Source organism: Lentzea sp. NEAU-D7, from assembly GCF_026242055.1.
In the GTDB taxonomy this organism is placed as follows: Bacteria; Actinomycetota; Actinomycetes; order Mycobacteriales; family Pseudonocardiaceae; genus Lentzea.
Genome location: NZ_JAPJDL010000019.1, coordinates 18,054 through 32,048, shown reverse-complemented (window position 1 = coordinate 32,048; position 13,995 = coordinate 18,054). Strand labels below are relative to the sequence as shown.

Sequence of the window (13,995 nt, the reverse complement as noted above, 5' to 3'; positions counted from 1 at the left end):
AACCCCACTCTAGCTCTGCCGCACCATCCGCCCGATCATCCTGGCGCCCATGGCACGCGAAGCGAAATGACGTCCGGCGAACGCCAGCACCCGGTTCATCCGGCCTGAGATGACGCCCACCGGCGTGACGCGGCGGTCCAGCGCGCGCATCGCCGTCGCGACCACCTCGCCGGCGGTCTGCATCCGGAGGTCTGCCGCCATGTCCTCGCTGCCGGAGACCTCGAAGAACTCCGTGCGCGTCGCACCGGGCGACAGCACCATGACGCGCAGGCCCGTACCGCGCGACTCGACCCACAGACCCTCGGTGAAGCTCACCACGAACGCCTTCGTCGCGCCGTAGACCGACGACCAGGGCGTCGCCTGGTAGGCCGCCATACTCGCCACGTTGACGAGGAAGCCGTGACCGTTGGCACGCAACGGCTCGATGAACGCCCTGCTGATCTCGACGACGGCGTTGACGTCGACCGCGAGCTCCTGCCGCAACCGCTCGGGCTCCTCCTCGTGGAACGCCCCGAAGGTGGCGAAGCCGGCGTTGTTGACGACGCTGGTGACGCCGAACCCGGCGACCTCCGCCGCCAGCCGCTCGCCGACGCCCGGCTCGGCGAGGTCCGCCGCCACGACGTGGACCGCCACGCGGTGCGCCGCCCGCAACTGCTCAGCCAGCTCCTCCAGCCGGTCCTTGCGGCGTGCGACCAGCACGAGGCTCGAACCACGCGACGCGAGCTGCCGCGCGAACTCCGCACCGATACCCGAACTCGCCCCGGTGACCAGCACCGTCTGCTTCTTGAAGTCGACTCCCATGTCGACACCGTACGCCAGAGTGGCAGTCACTGCCAACCTGTCGTAATCTGACTACCTAGGGCCGATGCCGTTCTGCTCCTAGCAGAACGCCCCTTTCCCGTGGTCGGCGTGCTGTCACCATGACGACATGGCGGAGATCCTGGACTTCAAGCGCACCCCGGAACCCCTGTGGCGTGAAGCCCTGGGCCGCAAGCTTCGCGAGACGCGGGAGGAGCGCGGCGACCGTCTGGTCGACGTGGCCGACCGCGCGGGCATCTCGGTGCAGTACCTGTCCGAGATCGAGCGCGGCCGCAAGGAGCCGTCGAGCGAGATGATCGCGGCGGTCGCCGGCGCCCTGGGCGTCGACCTGGCCGACCTGCTGATCGGCATCGCCGGTCAGGTCCGGAATCTCCGCGCGTCCGGCCACCTGCGGACGGGCAGCCAGTTCCACACCTCACGCCCGACGGGCCGCCCCTCGGGCCCGGTGGCGATGGTGGGCGCGTTGATGGCCGCCTAGGGCCGCCGCGCCCTTCCAGTCACGAGCACGCTCCACAGCTCAGGCTCGCTGGTCCAGCACCTGGTCCACGAGCCCGTACTCGACGGCGCCCACCGCGTCGAACACGCGGTCCCGGTCGGTGTCGTGGCGCAGTTCGGCCACGGTCCGGCCGGTGTGCCTGGCCAGGATCGCCTCCAGCTGCGTGCGCACCCGCACCACCTCGTCCGCCGCGAGGATGAGGTCCGGGATCGTGCCGCGCCCCTGCGCCGCGGGCTGGTGCAGCACGACCCTGGAGTGCGGCAGAACCGACCGGCGTCCTTCCGCGCCCGCGGCCAGCAGCACCGCTCCCGCGGCGACCGCCTGCCCCACGCACGTCGTCGCGACCGGTGCCTTGATGTAGCGCATGGTGTCGTACAACGCGAGCATCGCCGACGGGTCGCCGCCCTCGCAGTTGATGTAGAGGTTGATCTCCAGGTCCGGGTTGTCCGCCTCGAGGTGGAAGAGCTGCGCGATCAGCGCGTTGGCGACGCCGGAGTCGATTCCGGTGCCCAGGTAGACGATCCGCTCGGACAGCAGGTGCGAGTAGACGTCCATGATCCGCTCGCCGCGCGCGTCCCGCGTGACGACGTTGGGGATGGTGTAGGTGCTCATGCGACGGCTCCCGAGTGCAGTCCCAGCTTGTGCATGCGGACGGGGACGACCTGTCCGAGGTCGCTGACGACGTGGTCGATGAACCCGTACTCGAGGGCCTGCTCCGTCGTGAACCACCTGTCGTGCAGCGAGTCGGTGAAGATCCGTTCGAACGGCTGCCCGGTGTCCTGCGCGATCAGGCCGAGCACGGTGTCCCTGGTGTGCCGCAGGTCGTCCGCCTGCACCTCCACCTCGACGGCCGAACCGCCGATGCCCGCACTTCCCTGGTGCATCAGGATTCGCGCGTGCGGCAACGCGAACCGCTTGCCCGGCGTTCCCGCCGACAGCAGGAACTGCCCGGCGCTGCAGGCGAGGCCCAGCGCGAGCGTCGCCACGTCGCAAGGCACGAGCCGCATCACGTCGCGGATGGCCAGCATCGAGGGCACCGAGCCACCCGGCGAGTTGATCCACAACGCGATGTCCTGGCGCGGGTCCTCACTGGCCAGCGACAGCATCTGGGTCGCCAGCACCGTGCCGTTGTCGTCGTCGAGCGCGCCGTCGAGAATCAGCACGCGCTGACCGAAGAACCGTTCTCGCAGCCCTGGGCTGAAGAGCTTCTCGCTGTTCGTCATGGCACCGACGATGCCCGCCGCCCCGACGAGTTCGCCGCTTTCTCTGCTGAGGGCAGATCAGCTCACAGCAGGCGCAGGTCAGCCGGTCGCGCAGGCCGTCCCGTCGAGGGTGAACGACGCGGGCGCGGTGTTCCTGTCGCGGAACGTCCCGAGGAACCCGATCTCCACCTGACCTCGCGGCGAGATGGACCTGGCCTGGTCGACGCCGGTCGCGGCGACGGCCGAGCCCCGCTGCGACACGGAGGCGTTCCACATCTGCCGCACGCTCTGCCCGTCGGCGAACGACCACCGCAAGGTCCAGCCGTTGATCGGCGTCCCGCCGGTGTTCCTGATCGTGATCCTGCCCTGGAACCCGTCCTGCCACTGGCCTTCGACCCGATAGGCCACCGCACAGGTCGGCGCCGGCGGAGTCGTCGTCACCACGGGAGACGGTACTGTGGTCGCGGGCTTGGACTCCGTCGACTCGACGCGCTGCGCGGAAGGAGCAGCAGTCGTAGTGGTGGTGGTCGTCGTCGGCGTGGCGTCCATGCCGTTGCACGGCGCTCCCCACAGACCGCGGTCCTCCCGCGCGGCACCGAGTTCCGCCTCCGCGAGCGACCCGGCCGCGGTCTGGGCCCTCAGCACGCCCTCCCGCACGGCGAGCGAGGCGTAGTCGGTGCCGTCCTCCAGCCGGAGGTTCACCTCGCCGGGCGTCAGCGCGGTGACGCGCACTGTCTTGCCCAGCAACCACTTCTCAGCGAACGCACGTGCTCCGGCAGCCCAGCAGGCCGCGGGCTGCGCCAGCAACGAGACCTCGACGCGTTCACCGCTGTCGAGCTCGACCGTGCGCCCGTCAACCACCGCGCGCACCACAGCCGGCACGTCTCCGCGTGACTCGTTGACCAACGTCGGCTGACGCACCTGCGCCGGAGCGGACACGGAACGCGACGGACTCTCGGTCGCGCAAGCGCACACCAAAAAGACCAAGACAACAGACAAGGACTTCCGCAACACCAGGGACTCCCGCGCACGATCATGCAACCCGCACGACCGTAGCGGTCTCCGGGCGCCGATCACATCCACCGTTCGGCCTTGATCAACGCCCGGAGTCCTGTTCCTATGAAACGACGCCCTGCAGCGCCTTCAGTTCGTCGATCCCGCCGACGAACGACGTGCCCGCGGTCAGCACACCGTCCGAGTTCCAGCCGGCCACCCGCGCGACAGTGCTCTTCTGCACGTCGGGCGTGTCCTGATAGCCGACCGAAAGGCTCAGCGTGCGCGCGTTCGCGTCGTACGTCGCCACGAGGTGAGTCCACTTGCCCGCGACGGCGTCACCCTTGGCCCGCCACACCTTCGTCGGGTTCACCGCGGCGTTCGGCATCTCCGCGCTCCACTGCGCACCGTCGTACCTCAACGCGAACGGGTCCACATCGGACGGCCCGCGCTGCGCGACGACCGTGCCCGGCGTTCCGGTGCCGTCGAGCTTGGCCCACACGTCGACCGTGAACGACTGGTCGGTGTAGAGCACGGCGTCACTCGTGCGCGCGGAGCCGCCGCCGTCGAATCGCAGTCCCGACGAGCCGACACCCGGTCCCCACGTGGCGCCGCTGAGGGTCATGTCGTGCGCGTAGTTCGTGGAGTCGACCGCCACCGTGTCATTGCCGTCGTTGAACAACCAGTAGCCGACCCGGGCGACCACGGCCAGCTCCCGCACTTCCCGCGGAGTGACAGCGCGGTTCCACGCCAGCATCTCCGTCAGCTCGCCGTGCCACGCCTCGGTGGCCGCGGAGCCGCGCAGCGCCTTGCCGATCCACAGCTCGCCCTCTGCCGCGAACCCCTTCTCGACCACCGCGACCTTCTCCTGCACGACACCGTCGACGTACAGGCGGACCTCACCGCTCGCGTCGTCGTAGGTACCGGTCAGGTGCGTCCACACCCCGGTCACGGCCCGGGCCTTCGACCGCACGGTCCGCTGGGCGGAGTTCGCGGCGTCCTTCTCGGCCAGCGCGAACGTCCACCTGCGCGTGCCGGCGTCGTAGCCGAGCCGGAACGCCGACTCCACCGCGCCCTGCTGGCTCACCGCGGTCCGGTCCACCGAGCCGTCCGTGAGCCGGACCCACGCCGACACCGTGATCCCCCGGGTCGTGTCGAGCACCTTCGCGGTGGTCGCGCCACCGGCGGCCGCTCCGTCGAACCCGACCGTCGGCGACCCGCCGACCGTCCGCCCGGCCCTGGCGACGTCGAGCCCGCTCAGCACCAGGTCGTGACCGTTCCCCGACCCGTCGAAGGCGGGGTCGTCACCGCCGAACCAGTACGCCTCACGCGGCTTCGGCGCTCTCACGTAGAAGTCGAACGTGCTGAGCGTGGACTCCCCGGCGCTGTCGACCGCGTAGACGTGAAGCCGCTTCGGCCCGGCCTCCGCGGGCGCCCAGCGCACCGGCACGCCGACCGCCACCTCGTCGGTCGGGAACTCCGTGAACCCCCAGCGGAACTTCACGACGTCGGCCGAGGCGCTGGAGAACAGGAACGTGTCCTCGACTCCGATCCCGCCGCACCCCTCGGGAGCACAGCCGGAGGTCTTGTAGACGGACGACGTGTACGAAGGCGCGTCCGGCGCGGCGACAGCCACCGGAACCGCCACCCCTTGCAACAGCGCGGCCGCCGCGATGATCACGCCAACGCGCAGCCCGAAGAGACGTCTCAAGCCAAAGCCCCCAAGCAATCCGCGCGCGCCCCCCGACAACACGCGAACGTCAATGCGCGGCAGCCTTACACGCTCCGCCTACCAGCACAACAACATTCACCGATTCCACATTGGAATCACAAGACGAAGCCAACCAAACGAAGCGAAGACCAGGTGGGGTCGAGCGAAGCGAAGACCAGGCGGGGGTCCGGGGGCGCAGCGCCCCGGCTGGGGTCTGGGGGCTCGGCCCCCAGAAAACACCACGGGCGAGGTACGGTCTGCGCTTTCCGCAGACATACCTCGCCCGAAGGTCGTGCCCCCGGTGCGACTCGAACGCACACTGGACGGATTTTGAGTCCGCTGCCTCTGCCGATTGGGCTACGGGGGCGTAGCTGGGTGAACTGTAGCGGATCACCCCAGCGAGTTTCTGGTGGGGACCCCTACGACTTGACGAGCCTGCCGATGGCCGCCGAGGCCTCTGCCAGCTTCTCCTCGGCCACGGCACCGCCTTCCGCGGCGGCCTGTGCGACACAATGCTTGAGGTGCTCGTCGAGCAAGCCCAGCGACACCGCTTGCAGTGCCTTCGTGGCGGCGGAGATCTGGGTGAGGACGTCGATGCAGTATTCGTCGTTCTCGACCATGCGCTGGAGACCGCGGATCTGTCCCTCGATGCGGCGCAGTCGCTTGAGGTATGCGTCCTTGTCCGCGGTGTACCCGTGCATCGGCCCCTGACCTTCCCTACCCCTGGCGGGTATGTGGAGGATACCCGCACCGGATCGGGGTGCGTTATGTCCGGCGCTGCTCCGTCAGCGGGAATGAGGAAGCGTCCGGCAAGCCCAGCAACGGGTCGAAGTGAGACGACTAGCAGCACATTTTGGACCCATAACACCCGTGTGGTTTACCGGGTAAATGCCCCGACCGGGGGGTTGGGGTCACATTTTAGCTGCGAAAGGTTCGCCGTTTTTCGTCGTGTGTACTACGGTGTTGTCGAAGCACGTGGTTACGTCGAGGATCCGCGTGCTATGTGAGTACCCAACGGAGGAACAGTGGCACAGCAGACCGTCGTCCAACTCATCGACGACCTCGACGGCGGAGAAGCCGACGAGACCGTGACCTTCGCACTTGACGGTGTCGAGTACGCCATCGACCTGTCGAAGGGAAATGCGGAGCGGCTTCGCGAGTCGCTGGCGGACTTCGTCGGCAAGGCTCGCCGTGCGGGTGGCCGCAAGCAGCGCAAGGGCACCGGCAAGTCCACGGTCAAGGCCACCGACAAGGCTGAGGCGCAGCGCATTCGTGACTGGGCTCGCGCGCAGGGGCACCAGATCTCGGACCGCGGTCGCATTCCGCAGAACCTGGTTGTGCAGTTCCAGGAAGCGCACGCCTCCTGACCTGCGCGAACACGCGAGGTTTCCACACGTCGGCCGGTTCGCCGGCCGACGTGTTAACCCAAAAGAACCAGCACATCCCGGTTCGTTCACACCATCCCCGGAACGCGGGATCAACGGCCTGGAAAGTGCGCTCCGAACAGGCGTGACACGGCAGTTGCCTTGACCGCCGTCTCCTCGAATTCCTCGTCGGGGTCGGACAGCGAGATCACCGCTCCACCCACACCGAAACTCACCTGGTCGCCGTTGCCGACCAGGGTTCGGATGACGATGCTGAAGTCGGCTGCTCCGTTGAGCGAGAAGTAACCGAGCGCTCCCGAGTACACCCCGCGTGGACCGGCTTCCAGCCCATCAAGGATCTGCATGGTCCGGATCTTCGGCGCACCGGTCATGGATCCTCCGGGAAACGCGGCTCGAACACATCGGACGGCAGAACTGTCCGGCCGAAGTCGAGCCCTCACGGTGCTCACCAATTGGTGTACGGTCGCGTAGGTCTCGACGTCGAACAACCGCGTCACCTCGACGGAACCGACTTCCGCGCACGTGCCGAGATCGTTGCGGACGAGGTCCACGATCATCAGGTTCTCCGCGCGGTCCTTGACAGATCGCGCCAACGTTGTGCGCAACATCTCGTCGTCGGACGCATCAACACCTCGCGGCCGCGTCCCCTTGATCGGCGATGACTCCACGACGCCATCTCGGTCCACCCTGATAAATCGTTCGGGTGACGTGCTGAGCACGGAGAGGTCACCGAAACGCAGCAGTGCCCCGAACGGAACGGGATTAGCGGCGCGAAGCAGCCGATATGTGTCCCACGGGTCGAGCGACGCGCGCCAGGACATCATGTTCGTCAGGCACACCTCGTAGGTCTCCCCCGCCGTGATCGCTTCCTGGCAGGCGCTGATCAGCTTCAGGTAGTGCGCGCGCGGATGACGCAACGTCACGTCGGAGACGACCGGCCGTGAAGGTTCGGCCAATGGTGTCAGCTTGGACAGAACCGCCGAAACCTCGCCGAACCACTCGTCATCGGACAGTGACAGCAAATAGACGCAATCGCCGGCGTGATCGATCACCACGGCGCGGTCGGCGAAGACGAACGACGCGTCCGGTTGTTCCGCGCGGTGGGCGAAGTCGCCACCGCACTCCGCCTTCAGCTCGTAGCCGAGGTATCCGACCCAGCCCAGGGCGAATTCGAACGGGACGTCCGGCTGCTCGACGACCCACGACGCGAGGTCTTCGTCCAGCCAGGAGAAGAAAGAAGGACAGGGCCGCGGTGTGCCGTCGAGCGTGAGCACCTGGTCCTGCACCGAGTACTGCGCGACGCGCGCGAGAGGTCCCGAGGCGTCTCCCATGAAGGAGAACCGCCCGCCGGCCCCGCTGTCCAGCCAGAACGCGGTCTCAGAGGCCCCGTGGAGCGCCGCGAAGGCCTCCTCCGCGTTCACGGCCACGGCGAGCTTCCGGACGTGCACAGGGCGCTTCTGAGCCGCCGGGCGAACCAGCACCGGTTCCGGCACGGCGGCGGTCCTGGTCGGGGTGAGGGCGGCGAAGTTCGCGAGCATCTCGCGGCCGAAGTCCGTGCAGATCGACTCGGGGTGGAACTGCACGCCCCACGCGGGCCGGTCGAGAGCGCGGACACCCATCAGCACCGAGTCGTCGCTCCACGCGATCGCCTCCAGCGAGGAGGGCAGGTCCGTGACCGCCAGCGAGTGGTACCGCACGACGTCGAAAGGCGAGGGCAGGCCCGCGAACACGTCGACACCCGTGTGCGTGACCGGGGAGACGATCCCGTGGCGTGGCACGGGCGCAGGCCCCACCACAGCGCCGTACGACAGGCACAGGCCCTGGTGCCCGAGGCACACGCCCAGCAACGGGATCTCGGCGTGGTCGATCACCGCGCGGCAGATGCCGAAGTCGGCGGGGTTGCCGGGCCGGCCGGGGCCGGGCGAGATCACCACGTGGTCGAACGACCGCAGTGAGGCCAGCCGGAAGCGCGGGTCGTCGTTGTGGACGACCACGGGCTCGGCGCCGTTCACCTCAGCGAGGTGCTGGAAGAGGTTGAACGTGAACGAGTCGTAGTTGTCGATGAGCAGAGTCCGCATTGCAGGACGGCACTCTACCTGGCAAAACACCCGAAAAGAGCAACGAGAGAGGGCGGCCACAAATCGTGACCGCCCTCGACCCGCGACGCGAACTCAGCTGCCGAGCAGGAACTTCGGATCAGCCGCCAGGGCGGCCAGCTCCGGCGACAGGAAGGGCTGCCCGTCCAGCGCCGGGTAGCCGCTGTAGGGGTACTCCCCCTCCTGCATGACCGTGACCGTCCAGCCGTTGGCCGCCCGGTACGACGCCCAGGTGCCGGTACCGCGTTCGGGGCTCGCGGGAGAGGCGACCCCGATCTGCTTCCCAGCGACGTCCACGATCTTGCACTCGGCGTCGTTCATGCCCTGGAACCGCTTGGCCAGCGCGCACGGTTCAGCCGGGTCCTCAGGACTCGGCATCGACACGTGCACCGTCAGCTTGCCGACCTTGTCCCCCTGTCGCATCGGCACGTACGCCGTGTACTGCCAGACCTCGGGCGTCTCACCCTTGTCGGTGGAGATCTGCGCCTGTGCGCGGAGCATGCCGCCGTGCATGCCGGGGTCCTTGTACTTCAGGTCGGGCGTCTCGTACCCGGCGGGCACGGACGCCTTGGCGAGGTTCAGCAGCTGCGTGCCGCGGTCGGCCTGCGGGCCGTTGGTGGCCGTCCGGTCGGACTGCCCCACCGGCCAGTCCTCCCCCCACTGCGTGTCCGGCGCGCCGGGGCGGGAGCTGCTGCTCTGCCCCGCGCCCACCAGGTAGTCCGTCGTTCCCTGCGGGTTCAGCGCGAACGCCGACCCCAGCCCGACACCGACCACGAGCACGGCGACCGCGGCCCCCGTGATGGACGCACGCCGCTTGGAACGGGCCTTGTGCGCCCGGTCCAGCGCGATGCCCGGATCCATCGGGGGCGGCGGGCTGCTCGCCACCACCACGTCCTGAAACGCTCTCTTCAGGTCCTGTTCGTTCATCGAACCCTCTCCTGCTCCAAGAGCAGGCCGCGCAGCGTCTGCAGCCCCCGCGCGGCCTGGCTCTTCACGGTTCCTTCCGAACACTTGAGGACCACGGCCGTCTGCTCGACGGACATGTCCTCCCAGTACCGCAGCACGAGGCACGCACGCTGCTTCGGAGGCACCTTCGCCAGAGCCTCCAGCAGCACCATCCGTTCCTCGGGGTGGACGCCGGGCGGGGCGGCCGAGTCCGCCACGTCGTCCGTCGCCGACTCGAACCGGAACCACCCGCGCCGTCGCTCGGACAGGAACGTCCGCACCACGATCTGCCTGGTGTAGGCGTCCAGCGACTCGTGCCGCTCGACCCGTCTCCAAGCCAGGTACAGCTTGGTGAAGGCCTGCTGCACGAGGTCTTCCGCGCGATGCCAGTCGCCGCACAGCAGGTATGCCGTGCCTCGCATGGCGTCGGAACGGGCCGCGAAGTACTCCTGGAACGCGGCGTCCCGGTCACTCATCAGGTCTCCCCTTGTCTGCGGTGCCGGGTTAGTCACGCCACGCGGGGCCTGGGGGGTTGCACGGAGTTCTCGAAACGCATACTGATGTCGTGATTTTCCTTTTGCTCCTCGGCGTCCCGGTCGCCTTGGGCCATCTGTACCTGTGGCGGCGGCTGGTCGTGGACACGACGCGGCCCCGCACGCTGGGGCGCCGCGTCGGCGGGGTCGCGATCGTCGGCGCGTTCCTGATGCTGATGAGCGCGCTGGTCGTGACGCGCAGGGTGCCACCGGAGTACGGGAAGTTCTTCGCCTGGCCCGGGTTCATCTGGCTCGCGGTGCTCTTCTACCTGGCGATCGTGCTCGGTGTCGCGGAGGTGCCGCGGCGGATCCTGCTCAAGCGCGCCACGCTCGCGCCGGTGCCCGTCGCCGCCGGTCCCGCGCCCGCCGAACCGGTCGAGATCGTGCCGGACCCGTCGCGGCGGCTGTTCATCTCGCGCTCGGTGGCGATCGGATCCGGCATCGCTGCGGGCGGGATCGTCGGCTACGGCATGACGCAGGCGCTGGGCGCCCCGCAGCTGCTGAACGTGCCGGTGACGCTGGACAAGCTGCGGCCGTCGCTGTCGGGCTTCCGCATCGCGGTCGTGAGCGACATCCACCTCGGACCGCTGCTCGGGCGTTCGCACACCGAGCGGATCGTGCGGATGATCAACGAACAGGAAGCGGACGTCGTCGCGATCGTCGGCGACCTGGTGGACGGCACCGTGGCCGAGCTGGGCGAGGCCGCGGCACCGTTGCGGGACCTCGTGTCCAAACAAGGCAGCTTCTTCGTCACCGGCAACCACGAGTACTTCTCCGGTCACGAACAGTGGATCGCGGAGCTCGACAGGCTCGGCGTGAACCCGTTGCGCAACGAGGGTTTGACGGTCGCCGGCGGCATCGAGATCGTGGGTGTGAACGACGTCACCGGCAAGTCTTACAACGACGGACCGGACTTCGACCGCGCCCTCTCGGGACGAGATCGCAACAACCCCGTAGTCCTGTTGTCACACCAGCCCGTGCAGGTGGCCGACGCGTCTTCACGAGGCGTCGACCTCCAGTTGTCCGGCCATACACACGGTGGACAGATGGTCCCGTTCAACTTCCTCGTGCCGTTGCAGCAACCCAGCACCGCCGGGTTGTCGAAGGTGGACGGCACCTGGCTCTACACCAGTCGTGGCGCGGGTTTCTGGGGTCCGCCGGTGCGCGTGGGCGCCCCTCCGGACATCACGATGATCGAGCTGCGTTCTGCTGGGTAAATCACACTCGCCTGGACTGGCTTGCGCACTTCCGGTGTCCAGGCCGTAGAGTGGACGGCCGTGCCCGCGTACGGAACGCGAGGCGGATGAAGGGGGACCCCTGGGGAAATGACCGAGAGCTTCGCCGTTGATCGGCGCAACGAGGCAGAGGCTCGTATTCGGCGTTTCCTGAACCAGGAGAACCCGTCGACACCATGTCTGGTGATCGACCTCGAGACGATTCGCGCGCGCTACCAGGCGATTCGCGCGGCACTGCCGTCCATCGACATCTTCTACGCGGTGAAGTCGAACCCGGAGCCCGACGTGGTCGGCACGCTGGTCGCGGAGGGTTCGCACTTCGACGTGGCGTCGCCCGCGGAGATCGACCTGTGCCTGGCGCGCGGCGCCGAGCCGTCGTCGATCTCCTACAGCAACCCCATCAAGAAGGCCGCCGACATCGCGTACGCGTACTCGCGCGGTGTGCGGATGTTCGTGTCGGACAGCGAGCAGGACGTCCGATTCGTCGCTTCCCACGCGCCCGGTTCGTCCGTGCTGGTGCGGATCCTCGTCCACAGCAAGGGTTCCACCTACCCGTTCGGCAACAAGTTCGGTTGCGATCCGGAGATGGCGACGGATCTCTTGCGGCTGGCGCACGAACTGGGACTCGTTCCTCTCGGAGTCGCGTTCCACGCGGGTTCGCAGCAGCTCTCCGTCGAGGGCTGGGACTCCGGCATCGCCGACGCGGCGCTGATCGCCGCGAAGCTGCGCGCGGAAGGCATCGAGACGTCGACGGTGAACCTCGGCGGCGGCCTTCCGGCCGTCTACCAGGAGGCCACGCCGTCCCTGGAGGCCTTCGCCACCGCCATCGAGGCTTCGGTCGCGCGGCACTTCGGCGCCGCCCGCCCGAGGGTGATGATCGAGCCGGGCAGGGCGATCTCCGCCGAGGCGGGGATGATCCGCTCCTCCGTCGTGCTGGTCTCCCGGAAGTCCTATTCGGACGAACGCCGCTGGGTGTACGTCGACATCGGCCGCTACCAGGGTCTCGCCGAGACCGAGGGCGAGGCGATCGCGTACCGGCTGCGGACCTCGCGCGACGGCGGCCCCGTGGGGCCGATCGTGCTGGCGGGCCCGACGTGCGACGCGGACGACGTGATCTACCAGCACACCCGCTACGACCTGCCGCTCGACCTGCAGGCGGGCGATCACGTGGACATCCTCCACGCGGGCGCCTACACCTCCTCCTATTCGTCCGTGTGCTTCAACGGCTTCCCGCCGTTGGCCACGTACTGCGTCTAAGCCCGTCTGCAATTCACATAGTTTGGAGTGATTGATGTCCGAAGCGCCCTGTCAGACCGAGGAGACCGTCGGTTTGTTCGCGGGACAGCACGTACTTGCAGAGCTCTCGGGTGTGAGTGCCGATCTGCTCGACGACGAGCAGTTCCTGAAGCACGCCCTTGGTGAGGTTCTCACGCAGGCCGACGCAACCGTGCTGGAGGTGATCTCCAAGAAGTTCGATCCCCAAGGAGTCACCGTGCTGGCTCTGCTGTCGGAATCCCATGCGTCGATCCACACGTATCCCGAAGTGGGTTCGGTGTTCGTCGACGTCTTCACCTGCGGTACGCGTGCGAAACCCGCACTGGCCGTCCAGCTACTCGCTGACGCTCTGGGCGCTGCTCACGTGAGCACGGACCTCGTCACTCGTGGCGTCAAGGAGCATGTCGCGTGAACACGATCAACGAGCCGCTCGCCGATGGCATGACCCGCCACTGGCAGGTGGACGAGGTGCTGGTCGACACCAAGACCGACTTCCAGCACCTGGTGATCGCCCGTACGGCGCAGGGCGTGTCGCTCTTCTGCGACAACGACCGGCAGTCGACGGAGTTCAGCCAGCTGACCTACCACGAGGCCCTGATGGTGCCGGCGCTGCTGCTGGCCGACACCGTCGAGCGCGTGCTGGTCATCGGCTCCTCCGAGGGCGTCGTGTGCCAGATGGCCGTCGAGCACGGTGCGACGGTCGTCGACCACATCGACATCGACGAGCAGGCCGTGAAGCTGTGCGCGGAGCACCTGCCGTACGGCTACACGCCCGAGGAGCTGGCCGAGGCGGAGAAGGGTTCCGGCCCCATCCGCGTGCAGTACATCGACGGGTTCGAGTACATCCGCACGACGTCGGAGAAGTACGACATCGTGCTGGTGGACCTGCCCGACGAGCGTGAGGAGGAGGCGCAGCACAACCGTCTGTACGGCGCGGACTTCCTGCGCATGTGCAAGGCCCTGCTGCGTCCCGGCGGCGTCGTCGTCAACCAGTCCGGTTGCCAGACGATGTGGCGCAACACCACGCTGATCCGCTCCTGGCAGCGGTTCAACGAGGTGTTCGACACCGTCGCCTACTACGGCTCGGACGAGCACGAGTGGGCGTACCTGTTCGGCCGCGCGGACGTGGTCGAGGACCCGACGGCGTTGATGGTCGAGCGGCTGAAGACGGCCGGGTACCAGCCGGAGTCGATCGACGACCTGGCGCTGGTGGGCAACAGCATCCCGCCCTACCGGGTGCGGCACTCGCTGGCCTGATCGAAGGCTTCCCGGAAGGGGCGCTTCCCGTTGCGGGAGGCGCCCCTT

General features: G+C 68.1%; 15 protein-coding genes and 1 tRNA gene. 6 read left to right on the top strand and 10 right to left on the bottom strand.

The window, feature by feature from the left end; all coding sequences use genetic code 11:
- Window positions 1–9 precede the first annotated feature (9 nt).
- Complete coding sequence (locus tag ORI60_RS31795; RefSeq protein ID WP_266041690.1) at window positions 10–801, bottom strand: SDR family NAD(P)-dependent oxidoreductase; 792 nt, start codon at window positions 799–801, stop codon at window positions 10–12.
- A gap of 127 nt (window positions 802–928) precedes the next feature.
- Here ORI60_RS31795 and ORI60_RS31790 point away from each other — a divergent pair, with 127 nt between their 5' ends.
- Window positions 929–1,297, top strand: a complete 369-nt coding sequence (locus tag ORI60_RS31790) for a helix-turn-helix domain-containing protein (RefSeq protein WP_266041689.1) — start codon at window positions 929–931, stop codon at window positions 1,295–1,297.
- Window positions 1,298–1,336: 39 nt separating this feature from the next.
- Here ORI60_RS31790 and ORI60_RS31785 read toward each other — a convergent pair whose 3' ends face one another.
- The 6 genes from ORI60_RS31785 to ORI60_RS31760 all read right to left on the bottom strand — a co-directional run bounded on the left by ORI60_RS31785 (window position 1,337) and on the right by ORI60_RS31760 (window position 5,922).
- Window positions 1,337–1,927 carry a ClpP family protease gene (locus ORI60_RS31785; protein WP_266041688.1) on the bottom strand — a complete coding sequence of 197 codons (591 nt, stop codon included), beginning with the start codon at window positions 1,925–1,927 and terminating at the stop codon, window positions 1,337–1,339.
- Complete coding sequence (locus tag ORI60_RS31780) at window positions 1,924–2,538, bottom strand: ClpP family protease (protein ID WP_266041687.1); 615 nt, start codon at window positions 2,536–2,538, stop codon at window positions 1,924–1,926. Before ORI60_RS31780 ends, ORI60_RS31785 begins: the two co-directional genes overlap by 4 nt.
- Before the next feature lie 78 nt (window positions 2,539–2,616).
- Complete coding sequence (locus ORI60_RS31775; RefSeq protein WP_266041686.1) at window positions 2,617–3,378, bottom strand: cellulose-binding domain-containing protein; 762 nt, start codon at window positions 3,376–3,378, stop codon at window positions 2,617–2,619.
- A gap of 256 nt (window positions 3,379–3,634) precedes the next feature.
- Entirely contained in the window at window positions 3,635–5,221 is a 1,587-nt protein-coding gene (locus tag ORI60_RS31770; RefSeq protein ID WP_266041685.1) for a LamG domain-containing protein, read from the bottom strand.
- 293 nt (window positions 5,222–5,514) lie between these two features.
- Window positions 5,515–5,588: transfer RNA gene (locus ORI60_RS31765), tRNA-Leu, on the bottom strand.
- Between the two features lie 52 nt (window positions 5,589–5,640).
- On the bottom strand, window positions 5,641–5,922 hold the full coding sequence (locus tag ORI60_RS31760) for a metal-sensitive transcriptional regulator (RefSeq protein WP_090067635.1): 282 nt from the start codon (window positions 5,920–5,922) through the stop codon (window positions 5,641–5,643).
- Between the two features lie 324 nt (window positions 5,923–6,246).
- Here ORI60_RS31760 and ORI60_RS31755 point away from each other — a divergent pair, with 324 nt between their 5' ends.
- Window positions 6,247–6,588, top strand: coding sequence for a histone-like nucleoid-structuring protein Lsr2 (locus ORI60_RS31755; protein ID WP_030476951.1), 342 nt, complete (start codon window positions 6,247–6,249; stop codon window positions 6,586–6,588).
- Between the two features lie 110 nt (window positions 6,589–6,698).
- Here the strand turns inward: ORI60_RS31755 and pabB are convergent, their stop codons facing one another.
- From pabB to ORI60_RS31740, 3 genes are all read right to left on the bottom strand, one after another.
- Window positions 6,699–8,684 carry an aminodeoxychorismate synthase component I gene (pabB, locus tag ORI60_RS31750; protein WP_266041684.1) on the bottom strand — a complete coding sequence of 662 codons (1,986 nt, stop codon included), beginning with the start codon at window positions 8,682–8,684 and terminating at the stop codon, window positions 6,699–6,701.
- 93 nt (window positions 8,685–8,777) lie between these two features.
- Window positions 8,778–9,629: a hypothetical protein gene (locus ORI60_RS31745; protein WP_266041683.1), complete on the bottom strand. Its 852-nt coding sequence runs from the start codon at window positions 9,627–9,629 to the stop codon at window positions 8,778–8,780.
- Window positions 9,626–10,123, bottom strand: coding sequence for a SigE family RNA polymerase sigma factor (locus tag ORI60_RS31740; RefSeq protein WP_266041682.1), 498 nt, complete (start codon window positions 10,121–10,123; stop codon window positions 9,626–9,628). The genes ORI60_RS31745 and ORI60_RS31740 overlap by 4 nt, the downstream gene beginning before the upstream one ends.
- Window positions 10,124–10,212: 89 nt before the next feature.
- On the opposite strand from ORI60_RS31740, the gene ORI60_RS31735 reads away from it, so the two are divergent.
- From ORI60_RS31735 to ORI60_RS31720, 4 genes are all read left to right on the top strand, one after another.
- On the top strand, window positions 10,213–11,397 hold the full coding sequence (locus ORI60_RS31735) for a metallophosphoesterase (RefSeq protein ID WP_323055963.1): 1,185 nt from the start codon (window positions 10,213–10,215) through the stop codon (window positions 11,395–11,397).
- 201 nt (window positions 11,398–11,598) lie between these two features.
- Complete coding sequence (locus ORI60_RS31730) at window positions 11,599–12,672, top strand: type III PLP-dependent enzyme (protein ID WP_323055962.1); 1,074 nt, start codon at window positions 11,599–11,601, stop codon at window positions 12,670–12,672.
- 34 nt (window positions 12,673–12,706) lie between these two features.
- Window positions 12,707–13,102: an adenosylmethionine decarboxylase gene (gene speD, locus ORI60_RS31725; protein WP_030476957.1), complete on the top strand. Its 396-nt coding sequence runs from the start codon at window positions 12,707–12,709 to the stop codon at window positions 13,100–13,102.
- A 29-nt stretch (window positions 13,103–13,131) separates the two neighbouring features.
- Window positions 13,132–13,947 (top strand): spermidine synthase, encoded by an 816-nt coding sequence (locus tag ORI60_RS31720; protein ID WP_266041864.1) that lies wholly within the window; start codon window positions 13,132–13,134, stop codon window positions 13,945–13,947.
- Window positions 13,948–13,995 lie beyond the last annotated feature (48 nt).

Coding starts and splice junctions, on each gene's coding strand:
- ORI60_RS31795 (WP_266041690.1), bottom strand. CDS start 801: ATGGGAGTCGACTTCAAGAAGCAGACGGTGCTGGTCACCGGGGCGAGT.
- ORI60_RS31790 (WP_266041689.1), top strand. CDS start 929: ATGGCGGAGATCCTGGACTTCAAGCGCACCCCGGAACCCCTGTGGCGT.
- ORI60_RS31785 (WP_266041688.1), bottom strand. CDS start 1,927: ATGAGCACCTACACCATCCCCAACGTCGTCACGCGGGACGCGCGCGGC.
- ORI60_RS31780 (WP_266041687.1), bottom strand. CDS start 2,538: ATGACGAACAGCGAGAAGCTCTTCAGCCCAGGGCTGCGAGAACGGTTC.
- ORI60_RS31760 (WP_090067635.1), bottom strand. CDS start 5,922: ATGCACGGGTACACCGCGGACAAGGACGCATACCTCAAGCGACTGCGC.
- pabB (WP_266041684.1), bottom strand. CDS start 8,684: ATGCGGACTCTGCTCATCGACAACTACGACTCGTTCACGTTCAACCTC.
- ORI60_RS31745 (WP_266041683.1), bottom strand. CDS start 9,629: ATGAACGAACAGGACCTGAAGAGAGCGTTTCAGGACGTGGTGGTGGCG.
- ORI60_RS31740 (WP_266041682.1), bottom strand. CDS start 10,123: ATGAGTGACCGGGACGCCGCGTTCCAGGAGTACTTCGCGGCCCGTTCC.
- speD (WP_030476957.1), top strand. CDS start 12,707: ATGTCCGAAGCGCCCTGTCAGACCGAGGAGACCGTCGGTTTGTTCGCG.
- ORI60_RS31720 (WP_266041864.1), top strand. CDS start 13,132: ATGACCCGCCACTGGCAGGTGGACGAGGTGCTGGTCGACACCAAGACC.